Origin of the sequence: Pseudomonas sp. JAI111 (assembly GCF_024809425.1) — a bacterium.
Classification (GTDB): Bacteria; Pseudomonadota; Gammaproteobacteria; order Pseudomonadales; family Pseudomonadaceae; genus Aquipseudomonas.
Genome location: NZ_JANUCB010000001.1, coordinates 998,258 through 1,011,997 on the forward strand (window position 1 = coordinate 998,258; position 13,740 = coordinate 1,011,997).

General features: G+C 60.5%; 14 protein-coding genes. 8 read left to right on the plus strand and 6 right to left on the minus strand.

The window, feature by feature from the left end; translation table 11 throughout:
• Positions 1 to 115: 115 nt before the first annotated feature.
• Complete coding sequence (locus HNR03_RS04780; protein WP_259151201.1) at positions 116 to 1,570, plus strand: TrkH family potassium uptake protein; 1,455 nt, start codon at positions 116 to 118, stop codon at positions 1,568 to 1,570.
• Here the strand turns inward: HNR03_RS04780 and HNR03_RS04785 are convergent.
• Complete coding sequence (locus HNR03_RS04785; protein ID WP_259151202.1) at positions 1,527 to 2,588, minus strand: AraC family transcriptional regulator; 1,062 nt, start codon at positions 2,586 to 2,588, stop codon at positions 1,527 to 1,529. The genes HNR03_RS04780 and HNR03_RS04785 overlap by 44 nt on opposite strands.
• A gap of 163 nt (positions 2,589 to 2,751) precedes the next feature.
• Between HNR03_RS04785 and HNR03_RS04790 the strand changes: the two genes are divergently transcribed.
• Together HNR03_RS04790 and HNR03_RS04795 are read left to right on the plus strand one after the other, a co-directional pair.
• Positions 2,752 to 3,063, plus strand: a complete 312-nt coding sequence (locus HNR03_RS04790; RefSeq protein ID WP_259151203.1) for a DUF962 domain-containing protein — start codon at positions 2,752 to 2,754, stop codon at positions 3,061 to 3,063.
• Positions 3,064 to 3,162: 99 nt separating this feature from the next.
• Positions 3,163 to 3,753 carry an HD domain-containing protein gene (locus HNR03_RS04795; RefSeq protein WP_259151205.1) on the plus strand — a complete coding sequence of 197 codons (591 nt, stop codon included), beginning with the start codon at positions 3,163 to 3,165 and terminating at the stop codon, positions 3,751 to 3,753.
• 146 nt (positions 3,754 to 3,899) lie between these two features.
• Here HNR03_RS04795 and HNR03_RS04800 read toward each other — a convergent pair whose 3' ends face one another.
• Positions 3,900 to 4,715: a UDP-2,3-diacylglucosamine diphosphatase gene (locus HNR03_RS04800; RefSeq protein ID WP_259151207.1), complete on the minus strand. Its 816-nt coding sequence runs from the start codon at positions 4,713 to 4,715 to the stop codon at positions 3,900 to 3,902.
• Positions 4,716 to 4,845: 130 nt separating this feature from the next.
• Here HNR03_RS04800 and HNR03_RS04805 point away from each other — a divergent pair, with 130 nt between their 5' ends.
• Complete coding sequence (locus tag HNR03_RS04805) at positions 4,846 to 5,610, plus strand: AraC family transcriptional regulator (protein WP_259151208.1); 765 nt, start codon at positions 4,846 to 4,848, stop codon at positions 5,608 to 5,610.
• 93 nt (positions 5,611 to 5,703) lie between these two features.
• Complete coding sequence (locus HNR03_RS04810; RefSeq protein ID WP_259151210.1) at positions 5,704 to 6,597, plus strand: DMT family transporter; 894 nt, start codon at positions 5,704 to 5,706, stop codon at positions 6,595 to 6,597.
• Here the strand turns inward: HNR03_RS04810 and HNR03_RS04815 are convergent.
• From HNR03_RS04815 to recQ, 4 genes are all read right to left on the minus strand, one after another.
• Positions 6,591 to 6,878, minus strand: a complete 288-nt coding sequence (locus tag HNR03_RS04815; RefSeq protein WP_090181428.1) for a SelT/SelW/SelH family protein — start codon at positions 6,876 to 6,878, stop codon at positions 6,591 to 6,593. The two genes, HNR03_RS04810 and HNR03_RS04815, sit on opposite strands and share 7 nt — an antisense overlap.
• Positions 6,879 to 6,923: 45 nt before the next feature.
• Positions 6,924 to 8,720, minus strand: a complete 1,797-nt coding sequence (locus tag HNR03_RS04820) for a FimV/HubP family polar landmark protein (protein WP_259151213.1) — start codon at positions 8,718 to 8,720, stop codon at positions 6,924 to 6,926.
• 128 nt (positions 8,721 to 8,848) lie between these two features.
• On the minus strand, positions 8,849 to 9,283 hold the full coding sequence (locus HNR03_RS04825; protein WP_208671801.1) for a MarR family transcriptional regulator: 435 nt from the start codon (positions 9,281 to 9,283) through the stop codon (positions 8,849 to 8,851).
• A gap of 118 nt (positions 9,284 to 9,401) precedes the next feature.
• On the minus strand, positions 9,402 to 11,528 hold the full coding sequence (gene recQ, locus HNR03_RS04830) for a DNA helicase RecQ (RefSeq protein WP_222585183.1): 2,127 nt from the start codon (positions 11,526 to 11,528) through the stop codon (positions 9,402 to 9,404).
• A gap of 400 nt (positions 11,529 to 11,928) precedes the next feature.
• On the opposite strand from recQ, the gene HNR03_RS04835 reads away from it, so the two are divergent.
• From HNR03_RS04835 to lapG, 3 genes are all read left to right on the plus strand, one after another.
• Positions 11,929 to 12,516 (plus strand): YecA family protein, encoded by a 588-nt coding sequence (locus HNR03_RS04835; protein ID WP_259151215.1) that lies wholly within the window; start codon positions 11,929 to 11,931, stop codon positions 12,514 to 12,516.
• A gap of 10 nt (positions 12,517 to 12,526) precedes the next feature.
• Complete coding sequence (locus tag HNR03_RS04840; RefSeq protein ID WP_222585181.1) at positions 12,527 to 12,922, plus strand: YbaN family protein; 396 nt, start codon at positions 12,527 to 12,529, stop codon at positions 12,920 to 12,922.
• A gap of 92 nt (positions 12,923 to 13,014) precedes the next feature.
• Positions 13,015 to 13,722 (plus strand): cysteine protease LapG, encoded by a 708-nt coding sequence (gene lapG, locus HNR03_RS04845; protein WP_259151221.1) that lies wholly within the window; start codon positions 13,015 to 13,017, stop codon positions 13,720 to 13,722.
• The last annotated feature ends 18 nt before the right edge of the window (positions 13,723 to 13,740 follow it).

Sequence of the window (13,740 nt, forward strand, 5' to 3'; positions counted from 1 at the left end):
CTCCTGTAAAAAATGTTTGGCTATTCTAGCGGTAACCACCTCAGGAGTGCCGGTTTACATAGCAGGCCCCACGGGTAGAATGGCGCCTTTCCCATTATCAGCCAGAGCGGACTTCATGGCGTTGCCGACCTTACGGACTATTGGTTTCATCATCGGCATCTTCCTGATCACGCTGGCCATCGCCATGGTCGTGCCCATGGCCACTCTGGTGATTTTCGAACGCACCAGTGACCTGCCATCGTTCCTCTGGGCGAGCATGATCACCTTTGTCGCCGGCCTCGCGCTGGTCATCCCCGGTCGCCCCGAACACGTACACCTGCGTCCGCGAGACATGTACTTGCTGACCGTCAGCAGTTGGGTGGTGGTGTGCATCTTCGCTGCGCTGCCATTTCTGCTGACTCAGCGCATCAGCTACACCGACTCGTTCTTCGAAAGCATGTCCGGCATCACCGCTACGGGCTCCACGGTATTGACCGGCCTGGACACCATGTCCCCCGGCATCCTGATGTGGCGCTCGCTGCTGCACTGGATCGGCGGCATCGGCTTCATCGGCATGGCGGTCGCGATTCTGCCGTTGCTGCGCATCGGTGGCATGCGGCTGTTTCAGACAGAGTCGTCGGACCGTTCCGAAAAAATCATGCCCCGCTCGCACATGGTGGCGCGTCTGATCGTGGCGGCCTACGTCGGCATTACCATCTTCGGCAGCCTGGCGTTCTGGTGGGCCGGGATGAGCCTGTTCGATGCGATCAACCACGCGATGTCAGCCATTTCCACCGGCGGATTCTCCACGTCCGACCAGTCGCTGGCGAAGTGGACACAACCGGCGGTGCACTGGGTGGCGATCGTCATCATGATCCTCGGCAGCCTGCCGTTCACCCTGTACGTGGCCACCTTGCGCGGTAACCGTCGGGCACTGATCAAGGACCAGCAAGTTCAAGGTTTGCTCGGCATGTTGCTGGTGACCTGGCTGGTGCTCGGCACCTGGTATTGGTGGACCACCAAACTGCACTGGCTCGATGCCCTGCGCCATGTGGCCCTGAACGTGACGTCGGTGGTGACGACCACCGGTTTTGCACTGGGGGACTACAGCCTCTGGGGCAATTTCTCGCTGATGCTGTTTTTCTATCTGGGTTTTGTCGGCGGCTGCTCGGGCTCGACAGCCGGCGGGATCAAGATTTTCCGCTTCCAGGTCGCCTATATCCTGCTCAAGGCCAACCTAAATCAGCTGATTCACCCGCGCGCGGTGATCAAGCAGAAGTACAACGGTCACCGTCTCGACGAAGAAATCGTGCGTTCGATCCTGACGTTTTCGTTCTTCTTCGCCATCACCATTTGCGTGATCGCATTGCTGCTGTCGCTGCTCGGCGTGGACTGGATGACCGCCCTGACCGGCGCGGCCAGTACCGTCTCCGGCGTCGGTCCGGGCCTGGGCGAGACCATCGGCCCGGCGGGCAACTTCGCCACCCTGCCGGACGCCGCCAAGTGGATTCTCTCGTTCGGCATGCTGCTGGGACGACTGGAGATCATTACGGTGTTTGTTCTGTGTATTCCTGCGTTCTGGCGCCACTGACAGGCGCGGGCGCTTCCATCAGCCGCGCCCGGTACTCGCCGGGCGTGGCATCGAACCAGCGGCGGAAGGCGCGGAAGAAATTGCTCGGGTCGGCAAACCCCAACAGGTAGGCAATTTCCAGCAGGGTCATGGTGGGCTGCGCCAGGTATTGCTCGGCCAGTTCCCGTCGCGTGTCATCCAGCAATGTCTGAAAACTCGTGCCTTCTTCCTGCAAGCGTCGCTGCAGGGTCCGTTGCGACAAGTGCAGCGTCTGCGCCACGGTATCGCGTTTGGGCTCGCCCTGAGGCAGCAAACGGCACAGCACCTGCCGCGCCTTGTGGGTCACCCGGCTCTCGGAAAACCGCGCCAGATACTCACCGGCAAACCGGTCGTGCAGCAGCGCCATCGCCTCGTTGGCGGTCGGTAGCGGCGCCTCCATGTCGGCGCGCTCGAAGATCAAGGCGTCATATGGCGCGTTGAACACCAAGGGCGCATGGAATGCTTGTTTATAGGGTTCGAGATTGCTCGGCTGATCGCCCTGCACCAGCACTTTGCGCGGTTGCAGCGTGCGCCCGGTCAACCAGCCGCACAGCGCCAGCGCACAGGCCAGCGAGGCTTCGGCACTTTGTCGGGTCGGTGGCAGGTGGTCGCCATGGACCGTCAGAATCAGCGCATACCCTTCATCCAGAAGCCGGAAGCTCAGGTCAGCACTTTCGGCAATGATCCGCTGATAGCGCACCAGTCGTTGAAAGCCTTCGGCCAGGGTCCGGCTGGACATCAGCGCGTAACCGGCGACATGAAAGGACGCCGGGCGCACCACTTTGCCCATGTTCAGGCCGATCGCGGGGTTGCCGGACAGCTCGACCGCGCGCTGCCACAGTCGTGTCATGGAGTCTTGCGGGAAGCGCGCATCGGGGTCATCCAGTGCCGCGTAGTCGAGCCCCAGCTGCTTGAACAGCACCCGGCAATCCAGGCCGTCCATCTCCAGTGCTTTGACAATCCCCATCGCCCAGCTTGCAGAAGTCGTACGTTCGCTCATGGCGTTTACTTACTGATTGGTGAGCCGTCTAACGCGGCAAGTTTTCGAAGGATACTAAAGTGGCGCCTATTGTCACTGGCTGACGCCATTGATCACTCTAGACTCAAATAAGCTACCCGCAGAACAACTTGCAATCAGAACAACAACCACAGAGATCGCAGTCGTGGAAAACATCAGACGTTTCAACAGTTTCGCTGAGTTTTACCCGTACTACCTCAGCGAACACAGCAACAGCACCTGTCGACGATTGCATTTTGTCGGTACCAGCCTGGTCATTTTCATTCTGGCGTTGGCCATTGGCAAAGGCGCGTGGCTGTTGTTGCTCGCCTTGCCGTTAGCCGGTTACAGCTTCGCTTGGGTTGGCCATTTCTTCTTCGAGAAGAACCGCCCGGCGACCTTCCAGCACCCGCTTTACAGCCTGCTCGGTGACTTCGTCATGTACCGCGACATGGTGCTGGGTCGGGTGCCGCTCTAGGCTCCCCTAGTCATAAAAGCGTCCTGCGTGGCCAGTGCAGAATTGGATCCAAGTCCTACACTCAAAATGTCCCATTCGCTTAGAACAAGAGGATAGCTGATGAATGCCAGCGCTCGTTTCACCCACATGCAGGATGGCACGCAGGAAGACTGGGCGATCATCGCCGCGGACTTCAGTGCCTATGCGAGGCAGCTGCCGACACGGATCGTGGCGCACCTGAAATTACTGGAGGGTGATTTTGGCGGCTTCCCGGTGGATCGCCTGACCCATTCCCTGCAAACCGCCAGCCGTGCCTGGCGCGACGGCCGCGATGAAGAATATGTGGTCTGTGCGCTGCTGCACGACATCGGGGACACGCTGGGCTCCTACAACCATCCGGACATTGCCGCGGCGATCCTCAAGCCGTTCGTCAGCGCCGAGAACCTGTGGATGGTGGAGAAGCATGGGATCTTCCAGGGCTATTACTTCTTCCATCATCTGGGGATGGACCGGCACCTGCGCGAGCAATTCAGCGAACATCCGCAGTATCAGGCAACCATTGAGTTCTGCGCCAAGTACGATGCGGCGGCGTTTGATCCGGCGTATGAGACGTTACCGCTGAGTTTCTTCGAGCCGATGATGGAGCGCTTGTTTGCGCAGCCTAAACATTCGATCTACAAGGCGGCGATGGAGCAGCATTCGCCCGCCTGATAGATCCAGCGGGACCGCTGCGCGGTCCATCGCGAGCAGGCTCACTCCCACATTGGATTTCCAGTGGACACACTATTTGTGACCGCCTCAGTTCAAATGTGGGAGTGAGCCTGCTCGCGATGGGGCCAGCCCGGTCACCGCAAATTTCAAGCCGGTTCGGCAATCTTCAGCGCCTTCAATTCAGCCTCCCGCGCCTGTGCATCCGCCAACCGATACAACTCGATCGACCCGTCCCAATGCTCGATCAACGCCGTGCACGACTCCACCCAATCCCCGCAATTGAGGTAATCCACCCCGCCGACCTTGCGGATTTCGGCATGATGAATATGCCCGCACACCACGCCGTGCAATTCGCGCTTCACGCATTCGTGGGCAATGGCCTCTTCAAAATCGCTGATGAAACTGACCGCCGTTTTCACCTTGTGCTTGAGGTAGGCCGACAGTGACCAGTAGCCATAGCCATAACGGGCGCGCCAGTGATTAAGCCAGCGGTTGAGGGTCAGGGTGAATTCGTAGGCCGAGTCGCCAAGAAAGGCCAGCCAGCGGTGATAGCGGGTGATGACGTCAAACTGATCGCCGTGGATCACCAGCAGATGGCGGCCATCGGCGGTCACGTGCACCGCCTCGTCCACCAGTTGGATGTTGCCCAGCATCAGCTTCGAATAACGGCGCAGGAATTCGTCGTGGTTGCCGGTGACGTAGATCACCTCGGTGCCGCGCTTGCTCATGGTCAGCAGCCGGCGGATCACATTGGTGTGCGCCTGTGGCCAGTACATGCCGCTGCGCAGTTTCCAGCCATCGATGATGTCGCCGACCAGGTAGATCTTGTCGGCATGATAACCCTTCAGAAACTGCGACAGGTGTTCGGCCTGGCAATCCCGGGTGCCCAGGTGCACATCGGAAATCCACAAGGTCCGCACACGTTGCTTACGGCTGGGTTTGGCGAGCTCGGCGCTGGTCATGGGTAAACCCTCAGGACAGATTTTGGCAAGCTTGCGCCGGTCGGGTTAATGGCCCATGACAGTGCCGAGTCAGTCCTGTGACAGCACCCTGGCGGTGTAGACTGACCGCATCTTGCCCGGGAGACCTGCGATGAGACCGATCCTCACGCTACGCCAGTACACCGAAGACCTGATCGTCCACAGCCACGACCACGCACAACTGGTGTTCGGGCTCTCGGGCGCGCTGGACTTTGAAGTCGGCGGGCGTGGCAGCCAAGTGGTGCAACAGAGTTTCGTGGTGGTGCCGTCCGGCTTCCATCACGCCTGCGGCAGCAGCAATGGCAGTCGCTGCCTGGTGCTGGATGTGCCGAGCGACCAATGGATTTCGCAGTCCTTGGGCGATCACGCCGAGGCCAGTCGACGCCTGCTCGACAACGCCGGTCGCCTGCCGCTGGACGCCGGTCAAAGTCAGTTGGTGAGCTGGCTTGCGGCCAGTCAGGTCAGTGATCCGTTGATTGCCCAGCAAGGCGCGGTGCTGTTATTGGCCAGCCTCAACAACGCCAAGCCAGACGTCGTGGGCGGTCGACGCTTGCCGTATGCCGCCCTGAATGCGCACATCGATCAGTATGCGGCTTATCCGCTGCAGGTCGCCGATCTGGCGCGCATCGCCGGCTTGTCGAGCGCTCGGTTGCACGCGCGGTTTGTCGCGGAATGCGGGCAGACGCCGATGGACTACATTCGCAGTCGACGGCTGCATATAGCGGTGGGATTGCTGCGTGACTCGCCGCTGCCTGTCGGCGAGATCGCCAGTCGGGTCGGTTACAGTTCCCAGAGCGCATTCGCTGCGGCGGTGTTGCGCGAGTTCGGTGCGACGCCGGGCGAACTGCGCCGCGAGTCTGGCAACAAAGGACGATAGTCTGGCGACAGACATGGCCGGCATTGCACGATTAAATAATGAGCAGCTGCCGATGTCTGTCGGCTTGGCTCACTACCGTTATCAAGGATTGCAATGACTCCGCGTACCGCCCTTGGCGCCCTGCATATCGGCGCACTGATGTTTGGCCTGACTGGTGTGTTCGGCAAACTCGCTGCCGCCTCCCCCTCGGTCATCGTTTTTGGTCGGGCCGCGTTTGCCGTGCTGGCATTGGCATTCTTCGCACGGTTCGCCAGCAACACACGCTGGCAGAAACTCGAAGCGCAGGACTGGCGCCGCCTGCTGCTCAGCGGCTTGCTCCTGGCGGGGCATTGGGTGAGTTTTTTCATTGCGGTGAAAGTCGCGGGCGTGGCGATTGCGACTCTGGGGTTCGCCAGCTTCCCGGCGTTTACCGTGATTCTCGAAGGGCTGATTTTCCGTGAGCGGATTCGCGCCAACGAAATCCTCCTGGTCGTGCTGGTGAGTGTCGGGCTGGTGCTGGTCACGCCTGATTTCGATCTGGCGAGTGGTGCCACCGTGGGCCTGCTCTGGGCCGTCGGTTCAGGCTTGCTGTTCGCCCTGCTGTCACTGACCAACCGCGCCAGCTCCGGACGAATCCCGGCGGTGCAGGCCGCGCTGTGTCAAAACGTGGTGGTTGCCCTGTGCCTGCTACCAGTGGCAGCACCGCTATTGAGCGACGTGCGCACTATCGACTGGCTGTGGATCGGTCTGCTCGGCGTATTCTGCACCGGGGTTGCCCACAGTTTGTTCGTCGCCAGCCTGGCGGTCATCAAGGCGCGCACCGCCGCCGTGGTGTTCGCCCTGGAGCCGGTCTACGGGATCACCGTGGCGTGGCTGTTGTTCGATGAAAACCCGACGCTGCGCATGCTGATCGGCGGAGCATTGATCATCGTCGCAATTGTGGTTTCCAGCAGATTGTCAGGCGGCTCCAGTAAAAAAACCGTGGTGGCCGAGGCCGCCTCTCACTGAGTCCGGTCGTTGTGGCCCAGGTCGCGATCAGGATCGATCTGATCGCGGACCCGCTGCTTGAGCACCTTGGCTTCCGGGAAACCACCATCAGCCTTGCGCTCCCAGAGCTGCACCTCGTCACAGAAAATGTGGAAGACACCGCCAGTGCCGGGCACCAGCGAAACCTTGCCCAAGTCATCGCCAAAGGTGCTGAGCAGTTCTTGCGCCAGCCAGGCCGCGCGCAACAGCCATTGGCATTGCGTGCAGTAGGTGATGACGATTTCCGGTTTTTGCGTGGTCATGATGAGCCGAATTCCTGAACCTGAGTGCGCCGCCAGTTTAGTTGCTCAGCGGATTCCGGCCAACAGACTCCGGGCGGTCTGCTTGAGCGGCTCATCACCGTCTTTAAGCAACTCGTTGAGCAGTTCGATGGCGCTGTCCAGATCACCGTCGTCGATGCAGTTCTGGGCTTGTTCCAGCTTGCCGGCGCTGGTCGGCCTGGGCGGTTCAAGGTTCAGGGGTTCAAGGTTGAGGGGTTCCAGCTCCAGCGATTGTCCGCTGTCGCTGAACGTGTCGAGAAAGTCGTCATCCAGTGACTGTGAGTCAGGTTCGGGCACCCATTCGAGTTCGGGTTCGTCCAGGGTGATCTCGTCGGGCATCTCGAACACATCGGGCAATACGTGCAGATTTGAAGCGAACGCGGGCTCAGCGGCCTTGGGCGGTGCATTGGCAGGTTTGGTTGTTTCGAAGGGGCTGACCAGATCCCAATTCGCATCCATCGACAGGTCGTCCAGGTTCAACCGGAATTCGTCGGCGGGCGCGCTTTCGGGTTTCACCGCAACGATGTTTGCCGCCGCCGCAGGCACGAGCACCGGCACCAGCACCGGCATCGCACTCAGTTTCGGATGACGGGCGCGCATGTCCTGAAGTTCCTGAGGGTCGAACCCGGCGTCACGCAAGCTGTTTTCCTGCACCTCATAGGCGCGAACATCACCTTGCTTGCCGAGGACCTCCAACAGTTGCACCGCCAGGTCCGTGCGCTGTGGTTGCTTGGCCAAGGCGTCTCGCAACAAACCGGCGGCTTCGGAATATCGGCCATAGGCCAGGTAGATGCCAACGCCTTCCAGCACATCACCCGCCGCCGTTTCTTCATGAGGTTCGGGAGATGTTGCGGGCGGTGGAGCGTTTTCCACCGCAGCAGCCGCTCGATCGAGCACCGGCTCCTGGCGTGGCGGTAAAGCGGCTGGATCCGGCGCCAATACCTGACCGCGCTGTTGTCGGCGGCGAACGAACAGCCCCAGCAACACCAACGCTATCAACCCCAGCAAGCCGATGATCAGCGGCCACTGGCTGTCGGTCTCTTCAACAACGACCGGGGCAGCAGGCGCTATCGCGACTGGTGCTGCAGGCGGAGCCTGCTTGATCTCAGCCAGTTGGGTTTGCAGTTCGGACACCTGTTTTTTCTGGCCAGCGGCCTGCTCGTCCTGAGCCTTGAGCTTCGCGCTCAACTCATCGACGGTCTTTTGCAGTTGCTGGTTTTGCAAAATGCTGGCGGCCAGTTGCTCGGCAACGGGATCGCTCACAGGGGCCGCGACAAGTGGATCGACCTTGGGCGCCGTCGCGGACTTCTTCGCCGCCGGTGCTGACGCAGTGGCCGGTTTGACGCTCGGGAAGGGAGAGTTTGGTTGATTGGCGACGGGTACATCGTCGTCCGGCACGATCCCGGGTGAACCCGGTGGATCGATCAGTACCGTGTACTCGCGCAGCAAACGCCCGTTGGGCTGATTAAGCTGCACCACGAAATTCAGGAAGGGTTCGTTGACCGGTTTGCTGGAGGTCACCCGGATCAGGCTGCGGTTGCCCCGCAACACCGGTGTGAACTTCAAATCGTTGAGGAAGAACACCCGGTCGACGCCGGCGCGGCTGAACTCATCCGCCGTCGCCAGGCTGACGGAGAGCTCGCCCTCCTCCAGACTGCCGACATCCACCAAGGCAATGTCGGCACGCAACGGCTGATTCAACGCGGAATGAAGGGTGATCTCACCCAATCCCAGCGCAGGGGCCAATGCCGAGTAAGTGACAGCACCACCGACCAGAAGCAGCCTGGCGCAACACCGCAAAACAACGTGCCAACTCTCGAGCATGTGCATCCCTTAGATAACCAGAACCAACCTGTACGTGTTCGCACATCCGGTACGAACACGATATTGCCTAGTAGTTCTTTATAGTCCGCTCAACGGGGTATCTCAAAAAGCTGACACGCGGTTATGCCTCAAGACTTTTCCAGGTTCGCCAGAATGTGCCCGTGAACGCGCATGCAGATCTTCAACTCCGCCTCATCCACGCCTTCGAACAGTTCGCGGCGCAGTTGATTGGCAATGGTTTCAATTTGTTCGATCAGGGGACGGGCCGGGGCACACAGGACGATCTTCTTCGCCCGACGGTCTTCCAGTACCGATTGGCGCTGGACCAGTCCCTGGCTTTCCAGGCTATCAAGTAATCGGGCCAGGGTCGGCCCTTCGACGCCGACGCTTTGCGCCAGTTCACGTTGGGTTGGCGCTTCGTCGAAACGCGCCAGGTGCAGCAGCACCAGCCAGCGAGCCTGGGACAATCCGAGGCCTGCCAGACGGCGGTCCAGTTCGGCACGCCAGCCACGCGACATCTGGGCCAGTTGCATGCCAAAACGGTGTTGATCGGTTAACGGCATAAAACACTCATGATCAGACTGAAATAGAGAAAACTAATTATTAGTCAGCTAAGCATGACCATTGGCTCGAGGCAAGGACTGGTCTGTAGTGAATCGTTACACCACCCTGACCGGTCACTTAAACCTCAAATTCAGATTGCAGCGCCGCCCGTACGCAGTACAACACCCCTTCCGGCACTCTCCCCGCAAACAACGCAGCGATCTCCGAGACCGGCGGCAACTCGCCCTCGCCGTCGAGGAATGCGTCCTGGACTTCGCCCATCAATTCTTCCGGCAGATCCAGCGCCTGTTCCAGCGACAACTGCTGTTTGCCGATGGCCTCGGCGAGCATGGTGTAGACATTCTTTTCCGAGCATTGCAGCTGACCGGCTATTTGCAGCGGCGTCATGCCGGCCCGGGCCAGGGTGATCAGCTCGTGGCGTACGTCGGCCACCACTTTCGGCGCCTCGACCTGTCCACCCAACACTTCGAGGAAGGCTTCGCCGTAACGCTCCAGCTTGCGCGCGCCGACGCCACTGACGGTGGCCATTTCCGCCAGCGAGGTCGGCTGGCTGCGGAGCATTTCCAGCAAGGTCGAGTCGGGAAAAATGACGTAAGGCGGCACGCCATGTTCTTCGGCGAGCTTGCGACGCAAGGCGCGCAAGGCTTCCCACTGTTCGCGCTCTTCGCCGCGCACCAGTTGGCTTGCCTGGCTCTTGCTGCTTTTGGCAGTGGTTTGCGGTTTGAGGTCGCGGCGCAACTCCAGGGTCACTTCGCCCTTGAGCAATGGCCGGCAGGTGTCGCTCAGACGCAGGCCGCCGTATCCTTCGAGGTCGATGTCGGCCAGGCCACGGGCCACCAGTTGGCGGAACAGGGAGCGCCATTCGCTCTCGCCCAGCGCTTTGCCGACACCATAAACCGAAAGATGCTGATGGCCGAAGCTGCGGATCTTTTCGTTGTCCTTGCCCAGCAATACATCCACCAGATGCCCGACGCCGTAACGCTGGCCGGTGCGGTAGATCGCCGAAAGCGCCTGGCGGGCCGGCTCGGTGGCGTCCCAGGTCTGCACGCCGTCGACGCAGTTGTCGCAATGGCCGCACGGCTCGGGCATGTCTTCGTCGAAGTAGGCCAGCAGGGTCTGGCGACGGCAGCGGGTTTCTTCGCACAGCGAGAGCATGGCGTCGAGCTTGTGCTGCTCCAGACGCTTGTGACGCTCATCGCCTTCGGAGTTTTGCAGCATCTGCTTGAGCATCACCACGTCTTGCAGGCCGTAGGCCATCCAGGCATCCGCCGGTAGGCCATCACGGCCGCCGCGACCGGTTTCCTGGTAGTACGCCTCAAGGGATTTCGGCAAGTCGAGGTGAGCGACAAAGCGCACGTTGGGCTTGTCGATGCCCATGCCAAACGCCACGGTGGCGACCATGATCAGGCCTTCCTCGTTGAGGAAGCGCTTCTGGTGATGGGCGCGGGTGTCGTTGGGCAAACCGGCGTGATACGGCAGTGCCGGGAAGCCTTGTTCACTGAGAAACACTGCCACTTCGTCGACTTTCTTGCGCGACAGGCAATAGACGATGCCGGCATCGCTGCGGCGCTCGGCGAGGAACGCCAGCAACTGCTTGCGTGGCTGCTCCTTGGGCACGATGCGGTAGAAAATGTTGGGGCGGTCAAAGCTCGACAGAAAGCGCTCGGCATTGTGCAGATGCAGCCGGTCGACGATTTCTTCACGTGTGCGTTTGTCCGCAGTCGCCGTCAAGGCTATGCGCGGAACGTTGGGGAACAACTCCGCCAACTGGCCCAGTTGCAGGTATTCGCGACGGAAATCGTGGCCCCATTGGGACACGCAGTGCGCTTCGTCGATGGCGAACAGGGAGATTTCAAGACTTTGCAGGAAGGCCAGCATCCGTGGCTGGACCAGTCGCTCGGGCGCCAGATACAGCATCTTCACTTCGCCGCGCTTGATCCGCGCGGCGAGGTCGCGCTGCTGCTCGGCGCTGAGCGTTGAGTTCAGTGCGGCGGCAGCGACACCCAGTTCTTCGAGGGTGGCAACCTGATCGTCCATCAATGCGATCAACGGCGACACCACCACGGCCAGGCCTTCGCGCAGCAGCGCGGGCACCTGGAAACACAGGGATTTGCCGCCACCGGTAGGCATCAGTACCAAGGCGTCGCCGCCACTGGCCACGCGCTCAATGATTGCACCCTGACGGCCACGGAAACTGTCGTAGCCGAAGATGTCCTTGAGGACGCGTTGAGCCTGCTCGAGCATAAAAACTCCAAAAATCACCGAAACATCCCTGCAAGGCTGGTTCAGAACCACGAAAGCTGCACCGACAAATCGTAAGTGCGCGTTGCATGACGCTTCATATTTCAGCCGCGACGCCAGCAGGGCATCACAAAACGCGCGAGTATACCCGAGGCCTCCTCCTCAAAGGGTGCCGCTGAGAAGACACGTGACGCTAACGCAATGCAAAACCTGTGGGAGCGGGCTTGCTCGCGAAGGCGGAGTGTCAGTCGACATCAATGCTGCCTGACACGACGCCTTCGCGAGCAAGCCCGCTCCCACAGGGATTGTGGTGTTCCGGGGTGCAAATATGCCGCGCGGCTGGCCTGTGTGCTCAAGAAGGCCTAGAATTCCCGCATCTGTTAATTCCCAAGGTAGCCCTTTAATGTCCTTCGCTGAGCAACTAACCCGTTTGCAAGTCTTCCTCGACGCCGACGAACTGCATGACGAGGCGCTGGACTATGTGGCCGCCCACGGCTACCTCACCGCGCTGTCGATCTGCTCCGAAGTGGTTCCGGATCGTGAATGGATCGACGCCCTTTTCGCCGAAGAGCCGCATTACGCCGACGACACCGAGCGTGAAGCCATCGAATCCACCCTGCTCGCGCTCAAGGCGCACATCGCTCGCCAACTGGCCTCCGATGAAGAATTCGAGCTGCCGTGCGAGCTGGACCTGGGCGAGGATCCGGACGATTCCGACCTGCGCGGCTGGTGCATCGGCTTCATGGAAGGCGTGTTCCTGCGCGAAGCGGCCTGGTTCGAAACCGCCGAAGACGAAGTCAGCGAAATGCTGCTGCCGATCATGGTCGGTTCGGGCCTGTTCGACGAACAGCCTGAGTTCGAAGACATCGCCAAAGACCCCAACCTCATGGACGACATGATCGTACAGATCCCGGAAGCGCTGACCGCGCTGTACCTGCTGTGCCAGGCGCCAGACGAAAAACCGGCGATCCTCAAGCCACGTCACCACTAAGGTTTTGCCTATGGACAACCCCATAGGCAACCGCTCCCTGATGTTGCGTTACGTGCTGCTGGCCATCGGCTGGCTGAGCGTAGCGTTGGGGGTGATCGGGATTTTCCTGCCGGTGTTGCCCACCACCCCGTTCCTGCTGCTGGCGGCCGCCTGCTTCGCCCGCAGTTCGCCACGTTTTTACCAGTGGCTGGTCGAGCACCCGCAGCTTGGCCCGTGGATTCGCGACTACCTCGACGGCAACGGCATTCCGCTCAAGGGCAAGGTCTACGCCATCGGGCTGATGTGGGTGAGCATCCTGTTTTCCTGCTATCTGGTGCCACTGCCGTGGGCCCGTGGATTCATGCTGACCAGCGCGGTGCTGGTCACGATCTATATCCTCAGACAGAAAACCCTGCGCAAATCCTGAGCCCTGATCCGCGGACTGACCCGACGATCACCCCACCTTTTTAAAGAACTGCGCCTAGACTTCAGTCATCTGCACCCGAGCAGCAGCCAGACATGTCCCGTCGCCGGCGTAGTCCAGGATGGCCAGCGCTCCGATTTCGGCTCGGCGGATGGCTGCTGCTGGCGGGTTTTCTACTGACGGGACTGGGCAGTGTCTGGGCCAACTGGGAGTTTTCACAGATTCTGCAGACCGCCGAAAAGCGCTACGGCCCGCTCGGCGCTGCCCAAGGAAGAATCGAGGCCTGGAGTCAAATGCTCAAAAGCGAAGCCAACCAGCCCGAGCGCGAGCAACTGGACGCGGTCAATCGCTTTTTCAATCAACAACTGAGTTTCCAGGACGACACCCGCATCTGGCGTCAGACCGATTACTGGGCCACGCCGGAAGAATCACTGATCAAGGGTGCAGGCGACTGCGAAGACTACGCCCTGGCGAAATATTTCAGTTTGCGCCAACTCGGGATTCCCAGCGAAAAGCTGCGCATCACCTACGTCAAGGCCCTGACCCAGAACCAGGCGCACATGGTCCTGACCTTCTACAGCAACCCTGCGGCCGAACCGCTGGTGCTGGACAACCTGATCGGCGACATCCGCCCCGCTTCCCAACGCAAAGACCTGTTGCCGGTGTACGCCTTCAACGCAGAAGGCCTGTATTTACCCGGGGCCAATGGCGGCAAGCGCAGCAGCGACTCGAAAAAGCTGTCGCGCTGGCAAGACGTGCTGAAAAAGATGCAGGCTGAAGGGTTCGCCGTGGGCGAAGGCTAGCGGCCATCGCAAGGAGCG

Bases quoted from the DNA above. Each gene is read 5' to 3' on its own strand.
- HNR03_RS04825 (WP_208671801.1), bottom strand. From the start codon at position 9,283: ATGCCGTTAACCGATCAACACCGTTTTGGCATGCAACTGGCCCAGATG.
- HNR03_RS04785 (WP_259151202.1), bottom strand. From the start codon at position 2,588: ATGAGCGAACGTACGACTTCTGCAAGCTGGGCGATGGGGATTGTCAAA.
- HNR03_RS04800 (WP_259151207.1), bottom strand. From the start codon at position 4,715: ATGACCAGCGCCGAGCTCGCCAAACCCAGCCGTAAGCAACGTGTGCGG.
- HNR03_RS04840 (WP_222585181.1), top strand. From the start codon at position 12,527: ATGGACAACCCCATAGGCAACCGCTCCCTGATGTTGCGTTACGTGCTG.
- HNR03_RS04820 (WP_259151213.1), bottom strand. From the start codon at position 8,720: ATGCTCGAGAGTTGGCACGTTGTTTTGCGGTGTTGCGCCAGGCTGCTT.
- recQ (WP_222585183.1), bottom strand. From the start codon at position 11,528: ATGCTCGAGCAGGCTCAACGCGTCCTCAAGGACATCTTCGGCTACGAC.
- HNR03_RS04780 (WP_259151201.1), top strand. From the start codon at position 116: ATGGCGTTGCCGACCTTACGGACTATTGGTTTCATCATCGGCATCTTC.
- HNR03_RS04805 (WP_259151208.1), top strand. From the start codon at position 4,846: ATGAGACCGATCCTCACGCTACGCCAGTACACCGAAGACCTGATCGTC.
- HNR03_RS04795 (WP_259151205.1), top strand. From the start codon at position 3,163: ATGAATGCCAGCGCTCGTTTCACCCACATGCAGGATGGCACGCAGGAA.
- HNR03_RS04815 (WP_090181428.1), bottom strand. From the start codon at position 6,878: ATGACCACGCAAAAACCGGAAATCGTCATCACCTACTGCACGCAATGC.
- lapG (WP_259151221.1), top strand. From the start codon at position 13,015: ATGTCCCGTCGCCGGCGTAGTCCAGGATGGCCAGCGCTCCGATTTCGG.
- HNR03_RS04810 (WP_259151210.1), top strand. From the start codon at position 5,704: ATGACTCCGCGTACCGCCCTTGGCGCCCTGCATATCGGCGCACTGATG.
- HNR03_RS04835 (WP_259151215.1), top strand. From the start codon at position 11,929: ATGTCCTTCGCTGAGCAACTAACCCGTTTGCAAGTCTTCCTCGACGCC.